The sequence below is a fragment of the Rhodococcus sp. A14 genome, assembly GCF_011603105.1.
Lineage (GTDB): Bacteria > Actinomycetota > Actinomycetes > Mycobacteriales > Mycobacteriaceae > Rhodococcus_F > Rhodococcus_F opacus.
Genome location: NZ_JAAOQS010000045.1, coordinates 40939 through 66034, shown reverse-complemented (window position 1 = coordinate 66034; position 25096 = coordinate 40939). Strand labels below are relative to the sequence as shown.

Here is a 25096-nt window from a genome sequence, read left to right as displayed (position 1 = left end):
GTGTCAGGGGGCGAGGGTGTGTCCGCTTCCGGTGGTTTTGGCTTGGTACATGGCGGCGTCGGCGCGTCGGATGAGCGTTACTCGGGTGTCTTCCGGTCGGGCGAGGGCGATGCCGACGCTGGCGGTGTAGCGAAGTTCGCGTCCGGGCGAGTCGGGTCCGATGTGCAGTTCGGTGATGCGGGTGGCGAGGGTGATGGCCTCGGTGGTGGTGGTGTCGGGGCAGACGATGAGGAATTCGTCGCCGCCGATCCGGGCGACGGTGTCGGTGGGGCGTATGACCGATTGCAGTTGTTCGGCCAGCCGGATGAGGGCGTCGTCGCCGACGGCGTGGCCGAGCCGGTCGTTGAGGCTCTTGAACTCGTCGAGATCGATCAGCAACGCCGCAACCATGCGCCCGCTTCCGCGTGCTGCGGCGAGTGCGGCGGCGATCTGCTGATGCGCCAGGGCACGGTTCGGTAGCCCGGTCAGCGAATCGTGCAGGCTCAGATGCCGCAGTGCCTGCTCTGCCTCGATGCGCCGGATCGCCGCGGCCAGTACGGCGGCCACCGAGCGCAGGAACATCACCTCCCGGTCGGAGTAGTCGCGGGGGCGGGCACTGTGTGCGGTGAGCACGCCCCATACCGACGTGGCGCCGATGGGAACGCAGACTCCGCTCCGTAGCCCCCGGGAATTCATGGCTTCGGTGGAGAACCGGTGCTCGCCGTACCGGTCGGGGCAGATGATGATCTCGTCGGTGGTGGCCGCGTATCCGGGCTGGGAATCGGTACCGGGGGCGAAGGTGTCCGGGACGGGTGGTTGACCGCGGTAGGCGAGCACCCGCAACATCGCGCCCGGCTCGTCGGCCCGGGCGACCGAGGCGCAGTTGACTCCGACCAACGCGGCGGCTGCGTCCGCCGCGGCGACGAGGACGTGGTCGAGGTCGCCGTCGACGGCGAGCTGACTCAGGTCGGCGAGGGCGTGCTGTTCGCGGACCCGGTACGCGGCTGCCTCCAACGCGGTGTGCAGGCGCTGTTCGTGCTCCTGGGCGGTGCGCAGGTCCTGGGCGATGCAGGCGATCACCGCGGGGCGCTGGTCCTCGGTGCGCTCGATCACGTAGGTGGACAGGGTCACCGGGATCGGTTCACCGGTCAGGAAGTGCCGGAATTCCGACCGGCCCTCCCACCGGCCCTGTTCGAGCAGGGCTGATTCCATCTCGGGGGCCTGGACGAATCCGACGTCGGTGAAGAATTCCGGTGCCCAGCGGGCGGCGACGGCGGCCTCGTCGGTCAGTCCCATCAGCTGCATCCCGGCGGGGTTGAGGTAGCGCAGGCGTCCGGTGTCGTAGTCGGCGATGGCGACCATGTTCTGGGCATCCTCGATCGCCGACAGCAACATGCGGGCTTCCGCTGTTTCCGGTTTCATCCTGGCCGTCCTCCCCGCCTCGATGTGCTGTACACCCTTGCAGGTCGAGCCTTCGCATTGCTTGTGATCATTCGAGTGAACACCGACAGATCCGATCAGTCGATGGGCGATGCGTCCAGATCGCGGGTGCACCGTCCCTCGCTTGCATCGTGACGGTGCCGGTGGTCGGGTCCAGTTACGTTTTCGGGTTCGGCGTTCGGGGCCCGTCGATTCCCGCACCGCCGCCTACGTCCGCGGCAGATTCGGCCGAACATCCGGACGATCGGGCTATTTCAGGAGCAGCAGGGTGAGCAACACGCACCGCTCTCCGACACCTCTTGTTTCGACATATATCAATATAGACAGAGGTCGAATCAGGAGGCAAACCCAACAGGCGAACCGATACCCGGCCGAAGACCGGGGCGGCGCCTCCAACAGGCCTCGATGCTTGTAGTACCGCAGCGTCTTCCGCATTCGCTCCGGCGCGGGCGGCGACATCTCAGTGGTACGCATGCCGGTCGGTGACCGAGGGCCGATGCGGGCTACCGATTGCGTGCGGTGACGAGCAGGTACTCGGCCTCGTAGAGTGTCCGACCGGGCGCATCGGCCCGATTCCATGCGGTGAGGAACTGCAGGAAATCCTCCTCGAGGTTCGCGATCCGATCCGGGTCCGCGGCATTGTGGTGGTACACGGCGATCGTCGGGCCATAGTTGCGTTTCCAGAACTCCCGGAACTCGGTCGGGTCTGCGAAGCGGTCGATCACGAGCGACTGGCGGTGCGCGTCAAGCGCGCGCACCCGGTCGCCGAACAGGTCGCGGACGTGTTGCTCGTCGCCCCACAACGGCGGCGGGGTCGCACCGCGCGGCGGGGGCGGTGCGTAGGGTCCCATGGTCTTGAACAGGTTGCCGATCAGGCCCTGCGGTGTCCAGTTGATCATCGCGATGGTGCCGCCGGGCCGGCAGACTCGCAGCATCTCGTCGGCGGTCTGCCGATGGTGCGGCGCGAACATGGCTCCGACGACCGAGATGACGGCGTCGAAGCTGTCGTCGTCGAACGCCAACGCCTCTGCGTCGGCCTCGACCCAGTCCAGCTCGACGCCGCGCTGGGCGGCGATCGCTCGCCCGGCGACGAACAGTTCCGGCGTCAGGTCCGACGCGACGACGGTGGCGCCGCGTGCGGCAGCCGGGATCGCGGCGTTGCCGCTGCCGGCGGCCACGTCGAGCACCCGCTGGCCGGAGCGGATATCGGCTGCCTCCACGAGCACCTCGCCGAGGGTCGGGATCAGCTCGGCGGCGACGGTCGGGTAGTCGCCGGAGGCCCACAACGCCCGGTGCTTGGCCTTGAGCGCGCGGTCGGTGTCTGTATCGGTGGGAATGGTGGTCATGAAAGTGTCCTCGTACTCGATGTCGGGTGCCGGGATGTCGGCACACCTATAGACGCCGGTTGGTTCGGAAGGATGCACGCGAGGTGATCGGCATGGTCGCCTACGTGCGACTGATGCCTCGACTCGTTGCCGTGAACCGGGCCCCGCCAGCTCCCCGAGTCGCTGGCGGAGTCCTCCTCAGGAAGCCTGATTGCGCTGCCGGGAACCCGCGCGGGTCTGAAGGTCGGCGACAAAGTCAAGGTTCATGCCGAGGGCACCTCGGTGTTCACGATTGTGAGCATTGACGGCGACGAAGCGCTGATCGAGTCGGTTCTCAGCGCCCCGGGGACCTACCCATTCCACTGCAAGCTTGAACGTCTCGTCCCGGTCGAGTCCTGAAATAGCCAAAAATGCGCCCTGAGCTGCTCAGATGACACGCCCCGATTTCGGGATGATTCTCAGCGGTGCAGGGCGGTGACCGGATCGCGAATCTGGGTGCGCTGCTCGGTGTCGAGGCCACGGACTCGGGGCCGATTTCGGCCTCGAGCGAGGTTCTCCTCGAGCCACGTCGAATACCGCACCGCGAATGTCCTTACGGCGCTGTGTGGCTAACTGGTTCTGCTCGTGGATAACTCGGTCGTTGTGGCCGGCGATCATGACGCACGGCACTTTTGACGGCCGGGGCCTGGCCCGCGTGGGCCACCACTGTCGGACGGGTTGTGCCATGTTGGGGGCACAGTGACGAAGTCGCGGGGGTGACATGACTGTTCATACGTTGGTGCGATCCACAGGCAGACGTGGCTGGACGGTGCGGTGCGATGCGTGTGAGCACACCTTCGCCGCTGCCGTCGCCGGCCGGCCCGAGGCGGTGGCCTTCGCCGAGACGAACGGGTGGATCGTCGGCGAGCGCACGTGGTGCCCGATGTGCGCGGCGGCCCACACCGCCCGCCGCACAGCCTGAATCGCCGGGCCACAGCCCTGACCCGGAACTCGGGGCGGTTGCCGGGCTGTGAGGATGGATTCGAGGGTTTCGTCTCGCGTTGAAGGAAAATGTTGTGGGGGAGCGGGCCGCGGCGAGCAAGGTGGCTGTGATGGTGTCGTACTGGTGGAGCCGCGGCGACGGTCTTGCCAACCACCAGCTCGGCCAGATCCTCAGCCGCGCAGCGGGTGTGGATGAGGTTGATCTCACCGATCCGCAGTCGATCGACCGGGCGCTGCGGATGGCGGTCGCCGATCCCGCGGTGCTGGCCGAGCTGGACCAGTGGTGGCAGATGGTCGAAACCCGGCGGGCCGGAAACGGCACCCGCAACCCGGGTCTGGGTCTGGAGCAGTCGATTCGGTACCTCACCGACCGGCTCGAGCCGAAACCGTCACACCGGAGGCGCTCGGCGAGTGCCGCCGGCAGGTCGCCGCGGTCGATCAGGCGATCATCAGCGCGAAGGACCTTCCCGAACTCGCGCACCCGGACGCCGAGATGCTCGACCTCCTCGGCCGCTACCTGGAGGCACGTTCCCGAGTTCTCGCCCTGGCATGACCCCACCCGGGTGAGCCGACGCCAAGGCGCGAGCCACAGGGTTGGACGGCGAACCGCCACCCGAGGAAGCGACCTGCCAGCATTGCCATAATTGCGTGCATTGCCGGCGATGATGGCGGTTCGCTGACCAAGTGGGGACGTGTCGTTTCCGCTGGTAAATACTCTATTGATCGGAACAATCAGAGGTTCCAGAGTTGGAGCAGAGCGGTCCGCAGGCTGGGGGAGGCGATCCGGTGATCGGACCGGAGCCGGGGGTTGGGGTGCCCGAGGTCGGCGAGTGTGCGTTCCGCGTCCGGCACCGGGATCGGGTGCAGGTCCGCTCGGCTGCGCAGGAGATGACCGACGGCGCCGTGGGCGTGGAGGATCGCGATCGCCTCGGAATCGACGACCGCTGGGGGGTAAATCCACTCATTGTCGGCGGTGACGAAAATCAGGACGTCACCGCGCTCGAGGCGGGTGTCGGATTTGTTGTGGTGGAACCATTCGAGCTGGTACTTCGCTGCCGGGCCGCGATGGCGGCGGGCCTGCGTTGCCCACGTGTGCTGCTCGGTAGGACCGGGTGTGTAGTCGACGGTGTGTCGAAGAAACATCCGGGGGATCGTTGCGGGCAGGAACCCGGGCTCGGCGCGCCCGCGGCTCGTGACCCCGGGCAGTGGTACCGCCCGACCGATCTGCCACTGCGCGGCGGCGTTGTCGAGGAACGCCTGGTCGACCTCGGTGATCTCCTCGATGCCGTCGATGAACGCCCGGACGGCGGCGACGACCTCCGGGTCGTCGGTGATGACCGCGGCCTCCTCGGCGAGGGTGGAGCTGTGGGAGGCGTTGGCGGAGCCGATGACCGCCCGCCGGTCGGTGGCGATGACGTTGGCGTGCAGGTTCGGTGACGACAGCACCCGCACCCCGGCGTCCAGGTAGTACGCGAGCGCGACCGGGAGGTCGCGTGCGCGCGCACCGCGGCGCGGGAGGCGTTGACGACAAGGACATCCCCGGCACGCAGCGGCAGCAGGGTGGGCGCGTCCTGGCCGAGGTGCGCGATCGCGGCACGGCGGGGCCCGCGCGTGCGGATCGCGCGGGTGATGTGCGGCCACGGACTCGGCCCGTGGAACGTGGTCCCCATACCCGAAACAGTAGCGGGTGCGAACACCCGGTTGGGTGGACCCGGGATCGGCGGGCTCACAGACAGCACAGTGGATTCAGGCCGCTGACCTGTGAAGATGACACGTCCCCTTTCCCGCGGGGACCGATTCGCACAGCCCGCTACTGGTGTGAGGCGGTTGCCGTCACGGGCGCGGCCATCGGTCGATTCGGCTCGGCTGCTCGGTACCACCCATGCATGCCGAGGCCGAATACGTCGAGGTTGACCTGTGTCGGGGTGGGGTGCGTCCACGCCTGGGGTGGGTGAACGGTCCCCCTGGGGTTGCTTCGGTTCGGGCGCTGGAGTGGGCAGAGTTGTCTCTGTCACCGACGCACCTCCCCGACATCCTCAGGAGCGAATGAATGATCAACGCCCGCCGAACCTTTACCGCCATCGCCTTCACTGCCTTTACGGTCCTGAGTGCGGCCGGGGCAGCGTCCGTCGCTCAGGCCGAGCCGATCGGCCCGAACGGTCCCACCGGTGGTCCGTGTCCGATCGTGAACACGGATTCGAACGGAAATGAGACGGTGACATACGGCAAGCCCGGCGACCGCAATGGCGCCCTGGTGTGTGGTGCGGACGGCGAATGGACGGTCGGCAAGACCAAGGCCAGCCCCGGGCAGATCCAGATCCAGCCCGGACTCTCCCGCGGGTAACCGACAGCAGCCTCCGCCATCACCTCTCGAGGGTGAGTGCCCCGCATCGATGCCGATGCGGGGCACGACCGGTTCCGGGCCGGTGCGTCAACAGTCTCGAACGATCACCGTGGGATGCGAGATGACTCCGCACGCGCACGGCCCAGCGGCCCGCGGCGGATCGTGCACGGTGGGTTCACGGTGGGTTAAGGGCTGTATTCCGACTTGCTTAGGTGGCATGAGCGACTGCTGTACGTGCTCGGGTGACGAAGTTAGGGCTTGATCCACGACTCAAGCCAACGGAACCCGTGCTGCGGATCAAGGACCACAGTCCAGTCCCCCGATCCTTCCGTCAGCCCCGTCGTCCTCCACAAGCGCGGCAGCCTTGGCGAACTGCTGCTTGATCGCATCATGTACCAGGTTCTCGTGGGTTGTCAGAAAGATCACCACACCTGATGTACTTCGTCGAGCACCACGACAATCTGTGGAATGAGCAACGTCTCACAGCGGATCAGCTGATTCCGATGGCCCTGCGGCTCTTCGTTCTTCTGTTCCTGTCTGCTGTCGGCTACGTGGTAGTCACTGCGATGTCGCCATCGGCATCACGTCGCTAGGAGAGGGCAGTATCAGGCCGTCGTCGGAATGGTGAATAGTGCGGGCAGGAGACGACCTGTCGAGGCACGGGATACTTCGCGTGCCGAGTCCTGTCCGATCCGTCATTCACCAGCGTTCCTCAGCCGGTCTCACGGCAACACCTCGAGACCCCAGGGCCTGGGGCGGGCCTTCATCGACTACCTCGAAAACGACTGGGACGACTTCGTCGCTTGATTACACCCCGAGCCGCGGTGCCGGGCTGTCGATGCGGCCGGCCACCGTGGCCGAGGACGCCCGGACCACCAGGACGGGTTCGAGCGCGACACTCGAAACGTCCTCTCCTTCGATCAACGACACCAGCCGCTGTGCGGCGGTCCGACCCATCAACCCGAGGTCTGTCCGGACGCTGCTGAGGGGTGGCTCAAGATATGCAGCCTGCGGAATGTCGTTGTATCCCACCAACGCAACGTCGTGTCCGACTCGCATGCCGTGATCGCCGAGGGCGCGGCCCGCGCCTATCGCAGTGTGGTCGTTGGCGCAGAACAGGGCCGAAGGGCGTTCGCGCTGAGCGAGCAGGGACGTGACGTACCGGTGCCCGTCCTCAACGCCGAACCCCCCGGCTTCGGGGCTCGACAGCACGGTGACCTGCGGGTGCCCTGCCATGACCTCCATGAATCCGGCTACTCGATCGATCGAGGTACTTGCCGCGGCCGGACCCGGCACAACGGCCACCCGCTCGTGTCCCATTGTGACGAAGTGCTCTGCCACCAGAGAGCCGCCGCGTCGGTCGTCGGCTGTCACCGATACCGCATCGTCGGACCGGCGCATCGCGAAGACGTACGGCACCGAGCTCGATTCGAGCTGGTGTGGAACCTCACGCCCCACCTCGGTGTCGCACAGTACGAATCCGTCGACTTTCCTGCTGAGGAGATGATCGATAGCCTCGGACCGCACCTCCGGATCGCCGTGGGTGGCGATGACCGCTGACAGGTATCCGAGTTCTCGCGACGCTTCCTCGATGGCGGTCGCCAGTATTGCCATCACGATGTCGCTGAGGACCGGAACGACGACACCGAGCATGCGCGAGCGCCCGCTCCGCAAGCTGGACGCAACCGGGTTGGGAACGTATCCGGCCTCGCGAGCCAACTCTTGGACCCGTTTGATCGTGGACGCGGCCACTCGTCGGTTGTCACCGCGCAACGCACGGGACACGGTCGAGACGTCGACGCCGGCAAGTTCCGCCAGTTGCTTCATGTTCATGGTGGACAATCTTGTTCCCTCCCCGTAGACCCATCGTCGCGGCATATCGTTGCGAAGGCGAAAGACCGATTGGGCCCATCGAGCCGGGCCCGCAGCACTGCCTGAACGGTCCATCCTACGCCAATCGATTGTTATGCCGCATCGCCCACGCCGCCGAGATCGAGGTCGAACCGCGTGGGCGCTGTCGGTCTCGGCGCCCCTGAGTGCGTCGATGAACTCGGGGCAGCAGACTGGCAGCAGATCGGGGCTCGTAGAGTCGGTGAGCCGATCTGTCTTAAATGGCGTCAGCGGTCATCGGCACGAAAATTGTCGCCTGGCTGTCTGGATTCCGGGTGCTGACACCAATGGGGAAACTAGAAACTAGGCATCGTGACGGGTAACGGCTCGAGTCGCCGATGATCAATGGCTCAGGCTGGAGGTTTCCGCCAGGCTCATATTGCGGGTCTCCGGCGCCCACATTGCCGAGATCACCAATCCGACGACAGTAATCGCGAAGGCCCCGTACATCGTCGTTGAGATGCCGAAATTCTCGAGGGAGATAGGCACCAGGAACGTGCCCACGGCCGCCCCGAATCGGCTCAGCGCGGTCACAATACCCATTGCAGATCCGCGTAGCTCGGTGGGAAAGAGTTCGTTGGGGTAGACAAACGACATGACTTCCATCCCCCCGCTGAACAGTGCATAGGCGGCGAAGAGGACAGCTGCCCAGATTGCGGGGGCATCCGAGAAGATAGCGAGGAGCAGCATTGGGATAGCCGCCCAAGCGAAGCTTTGAATCGTCATGGTACGGCGTCCCACGCGGTTGACCAGGAGGAGCGCGATGACGCAGCCAACCGCGAAGAAGAGCTCAATGGCGGCCGAGCCCAGAGTGCTCGCGCGTCCCTCCAAGTGCATTGCGCCCACCAACTGAGGTCCGAAGGCGAAGATCGCATACACCGGAATGATGAGACAGATCCATATCGCGGTGACGAACAGCAGCCGACCAACGTACCCGGCTTTCACGACTGCGAAGAGGCCCCCGCCTGCGCGCGCTTCTGCCGGCGATTCATCGACTCTGACGCCGGGTCCGAACACCTTGGCCATGACCGAGTTGGCCTCCTCGACTCGCCCATTCCGCGCCAGCCACAGGGGGGACTCCGGAGTGCCGATCCGCATGACGGCGATGATGGCAGCGGGGACGGCAGTACTTGCTAGCATCCATCGCCACGCTCCGTCCCCGATCGTGGACAACATGATTTCCCCTGTGACGTAGGCGGCCGCGCCTCCGACGAAGAAGAGAGAGATCAGTACACCCAGCAACGGGCCCCGCAAACGCTTGGGACTGAATTCGGTTAGCAGTGCCGGCGCGATCGGGTAATCGATGCCGACCGCCAAACCAACCAGCAACCTCATGATGATCAAACTGAATGCGCCCTCTACGAAGAACGAGGCGATCGACAACGCCGAGATAGCTGCGAGATCCCATTTGTAGATGCGCTGCCGTCCGAATCTATCTGTCAGGTAGCCGCCGATGAACCCGCCGAAGAAGACCCCGAGCAGCACCATCGCTGCAACGGCACCCTTGGCTGCGGCAGACAAAGCGAATTCGGGACCAATCTGCACCATCGCCACACCGAAGATCGCGAGAACGTATCCATCGATGAAGGCCCCCCCACTTGCACAGGCGGCAAGCCGGATATGGAACAGACTTATGGGTACGTCATCGAGGAGGCTTGGCATTGTGGTCTCCGCTAGGTCTGACGGCATACCGTCAGACTTCGTCGTTTCGATCTTGATCATTACTCTCTCCTGCCGGACGAGCGCTCGCCACATATGCCAAACGTTTGGTAAGACGATACGAGCGACTTCCCTGCAACACAAGAGCGGGAACGGAAATATGCACATCTGGTTGCGGCCGCGGGAGAGCTGGACGGCAAGAGCAACAGATCTGCGGTTGCCAAACGATTGGCAGGCAGTCGATTTATTGCTACCGTGCTTGCAGTCACATCGGCTCTATTGGGCTCGGACACACGTCCTTGGTAGGGCCGGTGCGATGACGACTTCCGGCAACCCCTGCGGCAAAGCCGCCGACCCGTCTACTGATCCGATCCGACAGGACTTCCGTGCCTGACACCGCTGACGACTCAAGGAATCGCCATGAACGTGAACCACGTACCGCCGGCAGGTGGTCGGGTGACCTCCCATCCGACTACCGCAGACTCGGTGCGTCTCGACCATGATGTGGACGCATACCGCACGCAGCGTCGCCGCCAGCTCAACGAACTGAATCGCCGCAACAACGCCCGCCAAGTTCGGACCGAAAAAGACGCAATAGTCCACTTCGCCCGGATCTGGGCTCCGTACGGCGGAGCACCAACAGAGGAGGTCTTCCAAACATTCGGCATCTCCCGCCAGCAGTTCAACGACAAACTTTGGCAGACGGTTGAGGGTGTTGAATTCGACGCGTCGATCGTCCGCGAACTTGCACGCGTCTACACGCGACAGCACCCCTAACGGCCAAGTTGCCTCCAGAAAAAAAATCTCCATTCAGGGAATGGAGATGCTCGAGACGGCCATGAGGCAGTTCATGGGCCCACGAGTCTCACCGTATGAGGTCCGTCGACCGTGGGCCGACCAGTTCCTTCCGGCAAAGGTGCTCAAGTGGGTTGGACCGCGGATTCACTCGTACTTGCTGCGACATGCACCCACACCAAATTGAACCAATGCATCAGCATCTCGAAGGAGAGAGCGTAGTGACACGTGTGGAGAATCCAATGTCGTTGGAACGCGGCCCCGACTGGTCCAACCGGTTGGTCCTGGCACCCCTGACAAATCAACAGAGTCATGTAGATGGCAGTCTGCACGAAGACGAACTGCAGTGGCTGCGGACACGCGCCGCAGGCGGGTTCGGGATGGTGTTGACGTGCGCTGCGCACGTGTCGCGCGGAGGGCAGGGATTCCCCGGGCAGCTCGCAGTATGGAGTGACCGATTCTTGCCTGGTCTGGCCAGGCTCGCCACAGTACTGCGCGAGCAGGGAACTCCATCGGCGGTCCAGCTGCACCACGGTGGCATGCGTGCGCGGCCGGAGCTTTCGGGAGTCCCTCCGATTGCCCCGTGGGATGATCCCTCCAGGGGAGTTCGTGCGATGACGACGGACGAGATCCACTGCTTGATCGACGATTTCGCCAGTGCTGCTCGACGGGTCGAGCGAGCCGGTTTCGCAGGCGTGGAGGTCCACGGTGCTCACGGTTACCTGCTGTGCCAATTCCTGGACGCGCGCCGCAACAACCGTACCGATGGCTACGGCGGTACGTTCGACAATCGGTCACGAGTGATCTTTGAGGTACTGGAAGCCGTACGAGCAGCGACGGGGCCGTCGTTTCAGGTGGGTGTGCGCCTGAGTCCCGAGCGTTACGGCATAACGATTTCCGAGAGCCGTCTTTTGGCTGAAGAGGTGATGACGTCGGGGCTCGTCGACTACCTCGATATGTCACTGTGGGACGTGTCAAAACGGCCACATGGGGACGATTCCGGCAGCACGCTCATCGACGCCTTCGCTTCCTTGTCGAGAGGAAAGGCAAAGCTCGGGGTCGCTGGCAAGATACTGTCGGGAACCGTTGCGCAGTCGTGCCTTGACCGTGGTGCCGATTTCGTACTCATCGGCACTGCGGCCATCCTTCACCACGACTTCGCGGCCAGAGTGCTGGCCGACCCCGCGTTCACTAGCCTTTGCCAACCCGTTTCGCGGCGGCACCTGGAGACACAGCATTTGGGGGGTGCCTTCATTGATTACCTCGCGACCGACTGGGATGATTTTGTCGCGTGACAGACCCCGATGCGCGATGGCGGGCTGTCGACCGAGTCGCCCGACTCAGAGGATGCCCGGACCGCAAGCGCTGGGCCCAACGCGACACCCGGGACGTCTCGTCCTTCCAGCACGGACACCAACCGTGTAGCTGCAACTTCGCCCATCGAATCGACTGCGAGATGCCGAGGAACCCAGCCAACCCAACATAATGTCCGACACCCAACTAACAGGAACTGGCCGCCGGTGTCCTTGAACAGCTCGAACTTCGCAGTTATCGCCACTCCCCAGCCATCGGCGGTGGCACACACTATTCCAGTGACTCTGTTCGATTGCGTGCACGGGCGTCTCTACCTACAAAGAGGTCCGAGTGCGGGCAGCAAGGTTCGACGTCGACGCCCTGATCAGGCTCGACTTCATTCTCGACGTCGACCTTCCCGACCCGCCCGACGTCACCACCGTATAGCAAAGGATTGCCTGGTCGAACGGTCGGTCCCGTTATCTCCCGGCCCACCGTCGGGGCGCTCGTGGTCTCTCCCCTGGAAGTTATGAATGTTGTTGCTGCTCTGCGATCCATGCGGCGATCTGCGCCCGCGTATGGAACCCGAGTTTGGTGAGAATGTGCTCGACGTGTCCCTGGGCGGTGCGAGGGGAAATCACCAACTGGTCAGCGATTGCTTTATTGGTCAGGCCCTCGGCTATCAGTTCAGCGACCTGCCGCTCTCTTTTGGTCAGTGTGACTGTTGTGTCGCCGGTTGACGGCGACGGAGCCGCCGGGACTCCGCCGACAGCGTAGGCGACGGCAGCCTCGAGCCCGAGTTGCCTACCTTCCTCAACGGCAGTCATGAAGGTCTTGTCGGTTAGCGTCCGCCGACAGGTTTGCACGCACTCTTCATGGTGCACGAGGAGGCCTGGAAGCAAGACCGGCGACGTTCCGACGACATGAGCGAGGGACTCGGCGGCTCCTATCAGGACAGCGGCGCGGTGTGCCTCGCGGGCATCACCGGCGATCCATGCGAGCGCGTCGAGGCACGCCGCTGAACCCACCGGGTCCTGCACACGTCTCGCGATCCGTATTAGTGCTTGCTGAAGAAGGTCCGTGGCCCGTGCGCGATCACCTTGCTGCCACACCGCAACGGCCATGCCCCATCGCGCAAAAGCCGAGTTGACGGATTCACCTTGTGTGTCGGTGATGTCGAGGGCTTCCTGATAATAGGCCATCGACTGTGCGGTCTCTCCGCATAATACGTTCGAGAGCCCCAACATGATCAAGGCCTCGACTTGAAAGTAGATGCGGTTCTGTTCGCGAAACACTTCGAGGGCCTCCGCCAGAAGCGTGGGGGCACGGGTGTAGTCACCAGCGAAGACTTTGAGGACTCCGTCGGCGTGGACGGCCAGTGCATGCGGCAGCGGATCGGTCATCTGCTCGGCGAGCACGCGTGCCTCCGCTACGGCCGCTGCTGCAGAGCTGAGGTCGCCCTGCCAGTCAGCGAGGGCACTGACAGAATAGAGTGCTTTGACCCGATCGATGGTTGGTTGCCCGCTCTGGCGGGCCAGAAAGTGATCGAGCCAATACCGCCCTTCGCTGCACAGTCCTCGGGAGCTCCAGAAGAGGTGCATGGCGTTGGAGATTCGGAGGCCGGTGTCCGGATCTTCGGACAGGTAGTAGTTCAGTGTCTCCCGCAGGTTGGATTGCTCCCGCTCGAGGCGTGCGATCCATTCGAGCTGCCGCGGGCCGATCCATTCGGCCTCGGCGTTCAGCGCCAACTGCAGATACCAGTCACTGTGCCGACGAATCAGTTCCGGTAGTTCCTCGGTTTGCTCAGACCTCGTCCGGCCGTACTCGCGCAGGGTCTCCAGCAGTCGGAAGCGCACGACGTCGTCGCGTTCCTCGCGGATCAGAATCGATTTCTCGACGAGAGAGGTGATCGCGTCGAGGAGGGCTTCCGCTGTCAGGTTCATCCCGCAGACGGATTCTGCGGCGTCGAGTTCGACTCCGCCAGCAAACACCGAGAGACGTGCCCACACAAGTTGTTCCAGTGGTGTGCACAGTTCGTGGCTCCAATCGATACACAATCGCAGCGTCTGTTGCCGTGTCGGTGCAGTTCTGCTACCACGGGTAAGCAATGCGTAGCGGTCGGTGAGCCGCTGCAGAATCTGTTCCGGTGACATGGCCTGCAGTCGAGCCGCGGCCAGTTCGAGAGGGAGAGGTAACCCGTCCAGGTGCTGACAGATTCGGGTGACCGCCATTCGATTGTCGTCGGTGAGCTCGAAACCTGGTAGCGCAGTCGCGGCGCGGTCAGCGAACAATGTCACCGCGTCGTAGCTGGGCAGACCTTGAAGAGACGGATCACGGTCGGGATCGGGGACGCTGAGCGGGGGAACACGTAGTGCAACTTCGCCGCCGATGCCGAGCGGCTCACGGCTCGTGGTGAGAATTCGGACCCCGGGGCAGGTTCGAAGCAGCGACTCAGCTAACTCGGCCACCCCACCCACCAACTGCTCGCAGTTATCGAGCACGAGCATCAACTCGCGCGAGGAGAGGAACTCAATCAAGGCTTCCTGGCGTGGAATCGCCATCTGATCTCGAATACCCAGCGCCCCTGATACCACATCGACTAGTAGGGATTCTTCGCGGAGTTCTCCCAACTCGACGAACCAGACACCATCGGCAAACGCACGGTGCACGTTGTTGGCAACCTTCAGCGCGAGGCGCGTCTTACCGACACCGCCGATGCCCGTCAATGTGACCAGGCGAGAGGATCGCAGAAGGGTTTTTGCTTCGGTTAGCTCTCTTCGTCGCCCGACGAAACTGGTCAGCTCGAGGGGGATGTTCCCTTTGGTGCCCCGGCCGGATTGCGCGGAATGTGCGTGCGACATCGGCACCGGGCCGTGCGGCTCGGAAACTGGTTCGGCACGAAGTGCCATGTCGTCGACCTGGTGCCCGTGGCGGAGCTGGGTGCCACGAAGCTCGTTACCGAGTTGCTTCGCCGATGGGCGTTCGTGCGGATCACGGGACATGGCCCGCGCGATCGTTTTCGATATCTCGTCGGAGATGCCGTGGCCGCTCAAATCAGGGATGGGGTTGGTCGCGATGCGTAGGAACTGCGCGACGATTTGCTCGCCGCTGCGGCGTTCGAACGCGGCATGGCCGGTAAGTACGCAGAACAAAGTGGCGCCGACGGAATAGACATCCGACGACGGGGTCGGCGGATCTCCCCGGAGAACCTCGGGGGCTGTAAAGGCGGGTGACCCGGTGACCGAGCCGGTGGCGGTCTCGAACCCTCCCGAGATATGAGCGATCCCGAAATCTGACAGTGCCGGCTCCTGATAGTCGGTGAGCAGAATGTTCCCGGGTTTGATATCCCGATGAAGAATGCCCAGCCGGTGTGCGGACTCCACAGCACCTGCGATCTTCACTCCGAGGCGCAATGCTTCGTTCAATGCCAGTGGGCCTTGGCGGCGGATCCGCGCCTCGAGAGAGCCTTGCGGGTGATATGGCATCACAATGTATGGGCGACCGTTGTCGGTGGACCCGACCTGAAGGACTGTGACGATGTTCGGGTGCCCCGTCAACCTGGCCATTGCGCGCTGCTCGCGGAAGAATCTCGCCCGGTTCTCTGCATCCAGGTCGGCGGTCAGAATTTTCACAGCGACCGTGCGGTCGAGCTCGTTTTGTACGCATCGGTACACGACACCGAAACCGCCTCGCCCAATTTCTTGGGCGTTCCCGAATCCGGCAGCTTCCAGCTCGAACGTGATTGTCGACCCCATGCTGCGCTGGGTCCGCAGAGGATCATCTTCGGACATCGGGCACCCGCGATTCATCTGGTTTCGGCACCAATGCGATGCCGCACCCTACTCAACCTGCCAATGCTGTGCCTCAAGAGTAACTTGTGCGCATTACCAGCCTCGGCTGCGAGGCTTCGGAGCGGGCACGGTTGTTGTCGCACGCAGGGCGCGACGGTCGTGGAGGCGTCGTGCGCCGCCGAGGTGACCGCGCCCACCGCGCGCCGGGGATCTCGACTCCGGCGATCATGGGCGAAGTCAACCGGTCGGTATCGGCACCCACGTCGAACGCAGGCTGCACCTGCCCGACGGGCACTCCGCGGAGAACGTGCGCGAGATCCTCACACGCAACCGTCTCGCTGCGTGGCCGGGATGTTTGTGGGGCCTCCAGTGCCCGAGCGGTCTAGTCGCACCAAGCCCATTCTGCAACGTATCTCGTTCGGCCGTAATTAGTTCCAGCTCTGACGGTGTCGATCCAAGATCATCACATGACGATGAATGAATCCAAGCCCGGGGACATTAGGGCAGGCCGGTTCCTATCCTGCGGGCTGCCTCACCGACGGACGCCCCGAAGTCGGCGCCGAGATCGTCGTTCAGTCGACTGATCGGTAGGGCCAAGGTAACGGCACCTACGACGCCGTCGTTTCGGTGCACGACGGCGGCGGCGATGCCGACGGAGCCGTCCCCTGATTCTTCTCGATTGAACGCATACCCGTTGCGCCGGATCTGATCGAGTTCTTCTTCGAGTTCGAGGCGGGTTTGAACCGATCGCGGCGTCACGGCCGGCAAGGTTTCACTGGGATACAAACGGCGGAAATCGAACGGGTTCAACGCAGCAAGTATGGCCTTGCCCGCCGCTGTGAGGTGCGCAGGAGCTCGGTCTCCGAGTCGCTCGACCACCCGCAACCGATGGCTTCCCGGAACGAAGTCGACAACGACGACGTCACGCCCCTCGAGTACAAGCAATCCGCTCGATTCCGACGTCACGTCGCTCAAGCGCTCGAGCTGCGGCCGAGCGACCGACTTCAGATCGAGATCCGCGAGGACCCTCAGTCCTACTTCGAGGAGAACGGGCCCCGCCTCGTATGCCTTGCTCTTGACCTGTTGCGTCACGAAGCGGTGATGCTCCAGCGTCGCGAGCAGTCGGTGTGCCGTGGATCGAGCGACCCCGAGCTCACGAGCAACATCGGCGACTCGCACAGCCGGAACAGTGCCGAACATCAGCAAGATCTTCAACGCATTGCCGACCGAACCGGTCACCCCTGAACCGCTGGTGTTCTCTCCTGCCGGGGAGTCGCCAAGACTACTATCGCGCATCCGCCGAACCACTCCCTTGCTGCAAAGCGAACCTGATTCCGCCACGCGGAATCTAGTAGCACCTTACAGCCCTTCGTCAAGGCGAACGGAAGGGCAAACCCTGCTAACCATCCCTTCCCTCAGCACTCGTGTTCTGCTAGGTTGAATGTCATTCCTATCAACGGAACGGTCGAAAGCCGCTCTTTACAGATTGCTCGCGGCAGCGCCTATTGGCTCCTATACAGAGGAGGCCGCGGCCGGCAGCTCAGGAGACAACATGTCAGAAAAGCCCGAATCCACGATTGGTGAACTCGGCAAACAGGGGATGGGTCGCTTCACGGGCGTGCAGACGTTCATGCGCGCCCCTTACCAACCCGATCTCGAGGGTGTGGACATCGCACTCGCGGGAATCCCGTTCGACTTCCAGGGCGGACGAGGCTCCGCGAAGCAGGGGCCGTCGCAGGTACGGCAGATGTCCGGCCTCATCCGACGGGTGAGCTTCGACGGCGTCTCGCCTTTCGATCTATGTCGAGTCGCCGATATCGGTGACGCCGTCCTCAATCCCATGAGCCCTCGCGTAAGCCAAGACCTCGCTGCACAGTTCGTGGGCAGGGTGGCGGACCGCGGTGGAGCCCTCGTGGCTGTTGGAGGTGACCACGGGACCACCTATCCGATCCTCAAGGGCCTCGTGCGGAACGGCCCGGTCGGCCTGATCCACTTCGATGCCCACCCGGACACCTACGACGATCCGTACGGTGGCTACATCCATCACGGCAACGCGATCCGGGCCGCGATCGAAGAAGGATTGGTCGACCCGAAACGCACCATCAGCCTGGGCATTCGTGGAACTCGCTTCATGTCCACCGACCGTGATTACCACGCACAACATGGAATGCGCCTGCTCACGATCAACGAAGTGATCGAACTCGGAATCACAGAAACCGTCGCCGAGATTCGCCGTGTGGTCGGTGACGGCCCGACATACATCACCTTCGACATCGACGCGCTGGATCCGCCCTATGCCATCGGTACGGGGGCACCCGAACCCGATGGGTTGTCGATGCGCGAGGCATTGGCAATCCTGCGAGGACTGAAGGGGTTGGACATTATCGGCGGAGACGTCATGGAGGTGGCGCCGCCACTCGACCCGAGCGGTCACACGGCGCTGAATGCCGCAAACATCATGTTCGAGATCATTTGCGCTATCGCGCTCGCTCGCGTCTCCAAGTGCGGAATCGCAGGCAACGGAGCGCGACATGAAGTATGAGGAATTCGAGAACCTGAGCTTCGAGCGCCGCCCCAACGGTGTGCTCCTGGTCCACATCGATCGTATCGCGGCCGACGCGCGAACTCATGACGAGTTCGCGGAGGTGTGGCGCACGATCGGGCGCGACGATGACACGCGAGTCGCGGTTATCACCGGACGGGGGAAGGTGTTCTCGGCCGGCGGGGATCTCAAGGAGCACGGCACCCCTGCGGCTAGCTTGCGCTCCGACCGAGTACTGAGGTCGGGCAAGGTCGCCCTCGACATCGTCTACAACATGCTGGACCTCGACAAACCCATTATCTCCGCGATCAATGGGGTCGCGGTCGGGGCCGGACTTGCCGTCGCACTGACCGCAGATATCAGCATCATCGCCGAGGACGTGCGGATCACCGACGGTCACAGCAGGATCGGCGTGGCGTCCGGTGACCATGCCGTAATGCTCTGGCCGTGGATGTGCGGGATGGCCAAAGCCAAGTACTACCTCCTCACCGCTGACTTCCTGACTGGGGCAGAGGCGGAGCGCATTGGTCTCGTCAGCAAGGCGGCGCCGGCGGAAGCGGTGCTGGATGAAGCGCTCGCCGTTGCCGACCGACTCGGGCGAGGGCCGCAGCGGGCACTGCGATCAACTAAGCGTTCACTCAACCATGTGTTGCGCAGCGCTGCGCCGGCCTTTGAACTATCGGTGGCGCTCGAAACCATCGATTTCTACCAGGAGGACGCACTGGAAGGACTCACCGCCTTCCAGGAGAAGCGGGAACCGCAATTCCCTTCGGCCTCGGGTAGCGCGACTGCCTAGGGCAGGGCGAGAGGGTCCCCGGCTTCTAGGACAACGGCGTTCTGCTGCCAGCGACCCTCAGGATGACGACGAGTCCCATCCGGACTCGTCGTCATCCGCATTCTCGATTGATCGTCGTAGTCGTCAGGCAGTCTCCTGGTGGGGGCGTGCGCCTGTCTCGCAATCCCGCTGTTCTCGTGAGGTAGTCGCGTACGGTGCGCTAGCTCGCAGGAAGTCGGATTCTGCTTGACCAGTGAGCTTCCGGAGGAAGTGCGTTGACGACGCGCAGGCGGGAGATCGTGAACGATCGCGCTGAGAGTTGTGTGCGCTCGATCAGGTTCCCCGGAACGATTGCACCCACACCGCACCATTCCTCTCACGCAATTCGATCAGCATCTCTTGTGCTGCAGTATCGAACAAACGTAGAGTACGACCGGTTACCAAACGATTGGCAACCGGCAGGACGTGCTGGCGCTGCTGCTGCCGGTGTTCAGTCTCGTGAACGAGCTCCGAGGCGATGCCACGGCTGACGCCGGCTCTCGGTAGGGCCGCAGTCGACGACGAGGGCCACGAGCGCCACCCTGGATGCCAAACGGTTGGCATATTGGATGGTGCCTCCACAACGGAATCGGACACACCGAAGGACTTGTCATGACGACCGACCTGAACGCCGGGAGATCCCCTCTCGACCTCGAATCGCCACATTCGATCCCTGTCACTGCCACCGCAACCCCCGGCGGGGAAGCTCCCGATGTTGACACTGGCCCACTGGCGTACGCCAGGGCGCAACTTTCGGACGCGATCGCGGTACTCGACCTGGATCAGGGCGTCTACTCCATGCTCGCCAATCCGAGGCGCGAAATGACCGTCAGTATTCCACTGCGGCGAGACAACGGAGATGTCGAGGTGCTGACCGGTCACAGGGTGCAGCACAACGTCTCTCGCGGCCCCGGCAAGGGCGGGCTGAGGTACAGCAAGGATGTCACTCTCGACGAGGTCCGCGCCCTTGCCATGTGGATGACGTGGAAATGCGCGCTCGTCGACGTGCCCTACGGCGGGGCGAAGGGTGGGGTTCGCTTCGACCCGAAGCGGTACTCCCGAGAGGAGGTCCAACGAGTCACACGCCGGTACACCAGCGAGATCATTCCCATCATCGGACCCACCCAGGACATTCCGGCGCCGGACATCGGCACCGATGAGCAGGTCATGGCATGGATGATGGACACCTACTCCGCCAGCCAGGGGTACACGGTGCTGGGCGTCACCACCGGAAAGCCGCTCGCGCTCGGCGGATCCCTCGGTAGGCCCACCGCGACCTCGCTGGGAGTGGCACACGTGGCCTTGGCGGCCCTGAGCCATCTCCGGAGGCGACCGACCGCGACAGCCGCCGCAGTTCAGGGATTCGGAAAGGTCGGACGTGGCGCCGCGCGGTACCTCTGGGAAGCCGGAGTCAAGGTGGTCGCCGTCAGTGACGAGTACGGTGCCATCTTCAATGCCGGCGGTCTCTCCGTACCGGATCTCGAAGCTTACGTAGCGATATCCGGCACGGTTCTCGGGTTCGATGATTCCGAGGATCTCAACGATAGAGATGCGCTGCTGTACCTCGAGGTGGACCTGCTCATCCCGGCGGCGGTCGAAGGGGTTCTGCACGGCGAGAATGCCGACCGCGTCCACGCTTCGCTCATCGTGGAGGGCGCGAACGGCCCGACGACCCCCGCCGCCGACGAGATCTTCCGTGCGAATGGGCAACTGGTGGTTCCCGACATCCTCGCCAACGCGGGGGGCGTCATCGTGTCCTACTTCGAATGGGTGCAGGCGAACCAGGCCTATTGGTGGAGTCAAACCGATGTCGAAAATCGCCTTCGCGAACGAATGGAGCGGGCATGGCATCGCGTCCTCGAATATGCTGCGACCCATCGTGTCTCGCTTCGCCTGGCAGCTACCGTGCTTGCTGTGGACACGGTGACAACCGCACATCTGACCCGTGGTCTCTATCCGTGACGACCCGTCGACCGCGAATCCTGACGGGCCGGGTCGTACTCGCTGCCGCCGCTGCCGTTGGGACGGCCGGCCGATACACGGCACATGATGCTGAGATGAAAACGAATGGGGCAACAGACCATGGATGACAAGCGGGTCAGTGTCGACATCGACAGCGCCGGAGTCGCGACTGTGACCATGACACGAGGAACGCAGCACAACGCCCTCGACGGTCCCATGATCGCCGCACTGCTGGCGAGCGCGGAGCAGCTTCATCGAGATTCACGGGTCCGCGCGGTTGTTCTCCGTGGGGACGGCGAAAGCTTCTGCGCTGGGTTGGATGTGAAGCACTTCCTTCAGAATCCGGACAATATCGAGGATCTGCTGGTTCGCGCGCCCGGGGAAGTTGCGAACCTGGCTCAGCGTGTGTCCTACGACTGGCACCGACTTCCGGTGCCGGTCATCGCTGCGATCACCGGCAATTGCTTCGGCGGGGGATTGCAGATAGCGCTCGGAGCTGACATCCGAGTCGCCGCACCGGATGCCCGCCTGTCGATCATGGAGGTTCGGTGGGGTCTTGTACCTGACATGGGAATTACCCAGTCGATATCAAAGGTGGTCGGCATCGACGTGGCCAAGGAGCTGACCTTCACGGGCCGCATCCTGTCCGGCAGCGAGGCCAAGGATCTGCACTTGATCACCCACGCTGTCGACGACCCACACGCTTACGCGCAGCAGCTTGCGCACGACATCGCAAGTCGCCCGCCGAAGGCCGTGCGCGCCGCGAAAAGGCTCTTCAATGAGGCGTGGACAGCTGATCCTGCCATCGGGCTAGCCATGGAGACCGATCTTCAACGGGATCTCCTGGTCGACCTCGGGTCCCGGTGAAGAGCGCAGTGAGCCTGGCGCCCTTGTGCGGCAGGAAGGCCCACCGTATGGTGGGTGCCAAACGTTTGGCAGACCACGTTGTGCTCCTGCACCACTAGAGAGGTTGCGGGCTCAGCAGCGGATCGGCTGATGTCGGCAGACCGTGCATCGAAAGCTAGAGGGGATTACCGACCAAGATGGCGCATTACAAGAGCAACGTCCGTGACCTGGAGTTCAACCTGTTCGAGGTCCTGGAACTCGGCAGGGTGCTCGACACGGGCGTCTACGGGGACCTCGATCGTGAACTCGTCACCGACATTCTGCAGGAAGTCGGCCGCTTGGCCGAAGGACCGGTTGCGGAGTCGTTCGAGGTAGCGGATCGCGCACCGACGACGTTCGACGTGGACAGCAGTTCGGTGGTCGTACCGGATGCGCTGGCGAAGACCGTTCGCATCGTCGCGGAGTCAGGGTGGGCACAGCTGGGGCTCCCCGCCGACATGGGCGGCTCGGCGGCCCCGTCCGTCCTGGTCTGGGCGGTCAACGAGATGTTGTCTTCGGCAAATGCGCCACTGACGTTCTTCAACTTCTCGTCGACCATCGCGCGGGTCGTGTTCGAGTTCGGGACCGCACAGCAAAAGCAGTGGGCGAAAGCCGGCTTGGAAAGGGGCTGGGCGGGAACCATGGTGTTGACCGAGCCCGATGCCGGTTCCGATGTCGGCGCGGGCCGGACCAAAGCGATCGCTCAGCCGGATGGCACCTGGCACCTACAGGGCGTCAAGCGTTTCATCACGAACGGCGACGTCGGCGACACGGCGGAGAACATCTTCCACCTCGTCCTGGCCCGACCTGAGGGTGCGCAGCAGGGAACCAAAGGTCTGAGCCTGTTCTATGTCCCCAAATGGCACTTCGATCCGGTGACCATGGAGCTCGGGGCGCGTAACGGCGTTTTCGTCACCGGCCTCGAGAAGAAGATGGGCATCAAGTCCTCGCCGACGTGTGAGCTGACCTTCGGGGGTACCGACGTTCCCGCGGTGGGGTGGCTCGTGGGCGACGTGCACGACGGCATCGCCCAGATGTTCCGGGTCATCGAAAGCGCGCGGATGACAGTGGGCACCAAAGCCATCGGCACTCTCTCCACCGGCTACCTCAATGCCCGCGACTACGCGAAAGAACGCATTCAGGGTGTCGACATGACCGAGATGAGAAACCCGGCCGCGCCGCGGGTTCCGATCGGCCATCACCCGGCCGTCCGCCACAGCCTCGTCTTGCAGAAGGCGTACGCCGAGGGTCTGCGCGCCGTCTACCTCTATACCGCGGCGCATCAGGATCGCGAGGTTGCACTCGAGGTGTCCGGTGCGAACGCGGACTTGGCGCAGCGAGTAAACGATCTCCTCCTGCCGATCGTCAAGGGCGTCGGTTCGGAACGTGCATGCGAGCTGCTCACCCGTAGCCTCCAGATCTTCGGCGGCTCGGGATACCTTCAGGACTACCCGCTCGAGCAGTACCTCCGGGACAGCATCATCGACACGCTCTACGAAGGCACCACAGCGATTCAGGCCCAAGACTTTCTGTTCCGCAAGGTACTGCGCGACAACGGTGTCGCCCTCTCGCACGTCACGGAGCAGATCGAGCGGTTCATCGGATCAGCACCTGCTGAGTTGAGAGCCGAGTGCACACTGCTTCACGGGGCACTCGTCGACATCGGTGAGATGGTCGCAGCCTTCGAATGCTACGCGGCAGGCACGAACGACGGGCGAGAGATTTACAAGGCAGGCCTCGGAGCCGTTCGACTGCTCGAAGCGGTGGGAGATCTGCTCATCGGATGGCGGCTCCTCGTGCAGGCGACTGTCTCACTGACTGCCTTGGCCAGTGCCCCGGCAGTCAAGGATGTGCCCTTCTATAAGGGAAAGATCACGACGGCGTCCTACTTCGCAAAGACCGTACTCCCCGGCATCACGGCAACGAAGCAATCCGTCCTCGACCTCGATCTCGATCTCATGGAGCTCGACGAGAACGCCTTCTGACTCGCTGAGAAAGATGCAACACGTCGTGGACCTCGCCCGACTTCGGCGAGGTCCACGACGCCACTGCCGGCCGGGCCGAGTCCACCCCCGTTCATGGCGCCCACTGAAAATGTATAGTCATCCATCGTGGGCAACTTGGACCCGACGGCGACGGTCAAATCACCGCGCGGGAGTTTCCCCTCCTACCCGATCGGATCAGTCGGCAATGCACTGCAGATGCTTCTTATGCTCCGGAAATCACCATCACTTCGTGTGACCGAGGTATCGCACGAGTTGAACATTGCACCTTCCAGCGCGCATCGGATACTTGCTGTGCTGCAGCAGTTCGAGTTCGTCGAGCAAGACGTGACGACCCGCGCATACGCCCAAGGTCCGGCGCTGCTCGATATCGGATTGGCTGCCGTCAGTCATCTGCCTGTCCGCCAAGCCGCTCACCAGTTGATCAGGAACCTGCGCGACGTCACAGGTGAGACGACCGAGCTGTGCATTCTCGACGGGCCCGACGTCATCGTCGTCGACGTCGCCGAAGGACTGCTACCGCTGCGAGTAGTCGATGATCTCGGCGACCGGATGCCGGCCCACCTGACAGCAGCGGGAAAAGCAATGCTCTCCCGCATGACCACCGCTGACCTTGGAGAACTCTTCCCAGACCCGGAGGAGCAGCTCCACACCGTAACTGAACGATCCATCGGCACCCGTGCCCTACTCGACCAGCACCTGGCCACAGCCCGCGAACTGGGCTATGCGACCAATCTCGGGGAGGCAGGCCCGGAATTCGTCGGCGTGGCCGCCGCCATCGTCGACGAGACTGGCACAGTCCACGGCGCCGTCACGCTGGCACTGCCGTGGGCGCGAGCTGCCGACGGCTTTGCCAGCCACCTCGGCCCCCAAGTCAGACGCACCGCAGAGACCATCAGCACAGTCCTGTAACCGGGTTCACACCTTCCCATCGTTGGTCGCGTTGACATGACCGGAAGATCGCCGGCCTTATCGCGAGCGGGATACAGCACGGCGCTCCACGGTATTGAGTGCTGGGTCCTCGCTCACATGTGAAAGAGTGTTTGCCGACAGCAAATGTCGTCTCGGCCGGGAAGTCACGAGATGCGGGAGACCACACTGATTAGTCAGTGTAAGAATGTCGAGTTCGACGTGAGCGGTGATTTGACGGCCTCGGCGGCCAGAAAGTGACTTCGAAGCACTCGTGATGCCGGGCACGCAACCGCTCCACCTCGACGGCGATCTTCGACATGGGCCAGAAGTGCCCCGGAGCAACATCCGGGGCACTTCTGCGTACCTGCTCTTGAGTCGCTCACCCTGGCAGCGCACTGGTCCCTGACCACCCATTGTTCAGGCGACGATGTTCCGTTCTTCCACGGTCCGGATCAACGGGTGGTCGCCGAATTCGGCCTCA

Annotated in this window: 18 protein-coding genes and 1 pseudogene; 11 read left to right on the top strand and 8 right to left on the bottom strand. The window is 63.5% G+C overall.

Features of this window, described 5'->3' with window-relative positions:
- Positions 1–3 precede the first annotated feature (3 nt).
- From G9373_RS22995 to G9373_RS47720, 3 genes are all read right to left on the bottom strand, one after another.
- Positions 4–1401 carry a diguanylate cyclase gene (locus G9373_RS22995; RefSeq protein WP_167116922.1) on the bottom strand — a complete coding sequence of 466 codons (1398 nt, stop codon included), beginning with the start codon at positions 1399–1401 and terminating at the stop codon, positions 4–6.
- Positions 1402–1922: 521 nt separating this feature from the next.
- Entirely contained in the window at positions 1923–2765 is an 843-nt protein-coding gene (locus tag G9373_RS22990) for a class I SAM-dependent methyltransferase (protein ID WP_167116919.1), read from the bottom strand.
- 437 nt (positions 2766–3202) lie between these two features.
- Entirely contained in the window at positions 3203–3325 is a 123-nt protein-coding gene (locus G9373_RS47720) for a hypothetical protein (protein ID WP_277346611.1), read from the bottom strand.
- A 179-nt stretch (positions 3326–3504) separates the two neighbouring features.
- Here G9373_RS47720 and G9373_RS22985 point away from each other — a divergent pair, with 179 nt between their 5' ends.
- On the top strand, positions 3505–3705 hold the full coding sequence (locus G9373_RS22985; protein WP_167116858.1) for a hypothetical protein: 201 nt from the start codon (positions 3505–3507) through the stop codon (positions 3703–3705).
- A 303-nt stretch (positions 3706–4008) separates the two neighbouring features.
- Positions 4009–4278, top strand: coding sequence for a hypothetical protein (locus G9373_RS46635; RefSeq protein WP_240960677.1), 270 nt, complete (start codon positions 4009–4011; stop codon positions 4276–4278).
- Between the two features lie 179 nt (positions 4279–4457).
- On the opposite strand, the pseudogene G9373_RS22975 reads toward G9373_RS46635, so the two are convergent.
- Positions 4458–5395, bottom strand: a pseudogene (locus tag G9373_RS22975) (phosphatidylserine/phosphatidylglycerophosphate/cardiolipin synthase family protein).
- A gap of 380 nt (positions 5396–5775) precedes the next feature.
- On the opposite strand from G9373_RS22975, the gene G9373_RS22970 reads away from it, so the two are divergent.
- The gene (locus G9373_RS22970) at positions 5776–6069 is read left to right on the top strand and encodes a hypothetical protein (RefSeq protein WP_167116916.1); all 294 of its coding nucleotides are present in this window, start codon (positions 5776–5778) and stop codon (positions 6067–6069) included.
- Between the two features lie 807 nt (positions 6070–6876).
- Here G9373_RS22970 and G9373_RS22965 read toward each other — a convergent pair.
- The gene (locus G9373_RS22965) at positions 6877–7902 is read right to left on the bottom strand and encodes a LacI family DNA-binding transcriptional regulator (RefSeq protein WP_164060186.1); all 1026 of its coding nucleotides are present in this window, start codon (positions 7900–7902) and stop codon (positions 6877–6879) included.
- Positions 7903–8301: 399 nt separating this feature from the next.
- Complete coding sequence (locus tag G9373_RS22960) at positions 8302–9681, bottom strand: MFS transporter (protein WP_240960676.1); 1380 nt, start codon at positions 9679–9681, stop codon at positions 8302–8304.
- 357 nt (positions 9682–10038) lie between these two features.
- Between G9373_RS22960 and G9373_RS22955 the strand changes: the two genes are divergently transcribed.
- Both G9373_RS22955 and G9373_RS22950 read left to right on the top strand, forming a co-directional pair.
- Entirely contained in the window at positions 10039–10395 is a 357-nt protein-coding gene (locus G9373_RS22955) for a hypothetical protein (protein WP_095870021.1), read from the top strand.
- A gap of 95 nt (positions 10396–10490) precedes the next feature.
- Positions 10491–11708, top strand: a complete 1218-nt coding sequence (locus G9373_RS22950) for an NADH:flavin oxidoreductase (protein WP_346842844.1) — start codon at positions 10491–10493, stop codon at positions 11706–11708.
- Between the two features lie 525 nt (positions 11709–12233).
- Here the strand turns inward: G9373_RS22950 and G9373_RS22945 are convergent.
- Both G9373_RS22945 and G9373_RS22940 read right to left on the bottom strand, forming a co-directional pair.
- Positions 12234–15497, bottom strand: a complete 3264-nt coding sequence (locus G9373_RS22945) for a protein kinase (RefSeq protein WP_167116913.1) — start codon at positions 15495–15497, stop codon at positions 12234–12236.
- A 498-nt stretch (positions 15498–15995) separates the two neighbouring features.
- Positions 15996–16793: an IclR family transcriptional regulator gene (locus tag G9373_RS22940; protein ID WP_095870023.1), complete on the bottom strand. Its 798-nt coding sequence runs from the start codon at positions 16791–16793 to the stop codon at positions 15996–15998.
- Positions 16794–17049: 256 nt separating this feature from the next.
- Here G9373_RS22940 and G9373_RS22935 point away from each other — a divergent pair, with 256 nt between their 5' ends.
- From G9373_RS22935 to G9373_RS22910, 6 genes are all read left to right on the top strand, one after another.
- On the top strand, positions 17050–18039 hold the full coding sequence (locus G9373_RS22935) for an agmatinase (protein WP_240960674.1): 990 nt from the start codon (positions 17050–17052) through the stop codon (positions 18037–18039).
- Positions 18029–18835 carry an enoyl-CoA hydratase/isomerase family protein gene (locus tag G9373_RS22930; protein WP_095870025.1) on the top strand — a complete coding sequence of 269 codons (807 nt, stop codon included), beginning with the start codon at positions 18029–18031 and terminating at the stop codon, positions 18833–18835. Before G9373_RS22935 ends, G9373_RS22930 begins: the two co-directional genes overlap by 11 nt.
- Before the next feature lie 630 nt (positions 18836–19465).
- On the top strand, positions 19466–20815 hold the full coding sequence (locus G9373_RS22925) for a Glu/Leu/Phe/Val dehydrogenase (protein WP_167116911.1): 1350 nt from the start codon (positions 19466–19468) through the stop codon (positions 20813–20815).
- A gap of 120 nt (positions 20816–20935) precedes the next feature.
- Entirely contained in the window at positions 20936–21682 is a 747-nt protein-coding gene (locus G9373_RS22920) for a crotonase/enoyl-CoA hydratase family protein (protein ID WP_167116934.1), read from the top strand.
- A gap of 176 nt (positions 21683–21858) precedes the next feature.
- Positions 21859–23685, top strand: a complete 1827-nt coding sequence (locus G9373_RS22915) for an acyl-CoA dehydrogenase (RefSeq protein WP_167116908.1) — start codon at positions 21859–21861, stop codon at positions 23683–23685.
- Positions 23686–23811: 126 nt separating this feature from the next.
- Complete coding sequence (locus G9373_RS22910; RefSeq protein ID WP_167116905.1) at positions 23812–24615, top strand: IclR family transcriptional regulator; 804 nt, start codon at positions 23812–23814, stop codon at positions 24613–24615.
- Positions 24616–25096 lie beyond the last annotated feature (481 nt).

Bases quoted from the DNA above. Each gene is read 5' to 3' on its own strand.
- G9373_RS22960 (WP_240960676.1), bottom strand. From the start codon at position 9,681: ATGATCAAGATCGAAACGACGAAGTCTGACGGTATGCCGTCAGACCTA.
- G9373_RS22925 (WP_167116911.1), top strand. From the start codon at position 19,466: ATGACGACCGACCTGAACGCCGGGAGATCCCCTCTCGACCTCGAATCG.
- G9373_RS22970 (WP_167116916.1), top strand. From the start codon at position 5,776: ATGATCAACGCCCGCCGAACCTTTACCGCCATCGCCTTCACTGCCTTT.
- G9373_RS22990 (WP_167116919.1), bottom strand. From the start codon at position 2,765: ATGACCACCATTCCCACCGATACAGACACCGACCGCGCGCTCAAGGCC.
- G9373_RS22940 (WP_095870023.1), bottom strand. From the start codon at position 16,793: ATGCGCGATAGTAGTCTTGGCGACTCCCCGGCAGGAGAGAACACCAGC.
- G9373_RS22985 (WP_167116858.1), top strand. From the start codon at position 3,505: ATGACTGTTCATACGTTGGTGCGATCCACAGGCAGACGTGGCTGGACG.
- G9373_RS22945 (WP_167116913.1), bottom strand. From the start codon at position 15,497: ATGTCCGAAGATGATCCTCTGCGGACCCAGCGCAGCATGGGGTCGACA.
- G9373_RS22955 (WP_095870021.1), top strand. From the start codon at position 10,039: ATGAACGTGAACCACGTACCGCCGGCAGGTGGTCGGGTGACCTCCCAT.
- G9373_RS22995 (WP_167116922.1), bottom strand. From the start codon at position 1,401: ATGAAACCGGAAACAGCGGAAGCCCGCATGTTGCTGTCGGCGATCGAG.
- G9373_RS22915 (WP_167116908.1), top strand. From the start codon at position 21,859: ATGGCGCATTACAAGAGCAACGTCCGTGACCTGGAGTTCAACCTGTTC.
- G9373_RS22950 (WP_346842844.1), top strand. From the start codon at position 10,491: ATGAGGTCCGTCGACCGTGGGCCGACCAGTTCCTTCCGGCAAAGGTGC.
- G9373_RS22965 (WP_164060186.1), bottom strand. From the start codon at position 7,902: ATGAACATGAAGCAACTGGCGGAACTTGCCGGCGTCGACGTCTCGACC.
- G9373_RS22935 (WP_240960674.1), top strand. From the start codon at position 17,050: ATGTCAGAAAAGCCCGAATCCACGATTGGTGAACTCGGCAAACAGGGG.
- G9373_RS22930 (WP_095870025.1), top strand. From the start codon at position 18,029: ATGAAGTATGAGGAATTCGAGAACCTGAGCTTCGAGCGCCGCCCCAAC.
- G9373_RS22920 (WP_167116934.1), top strand. From the start codon at position 20,936: ATGGATGACAAGCGGGTCAGTGTCGACATCGACAGCGCCGGAGTCGCG.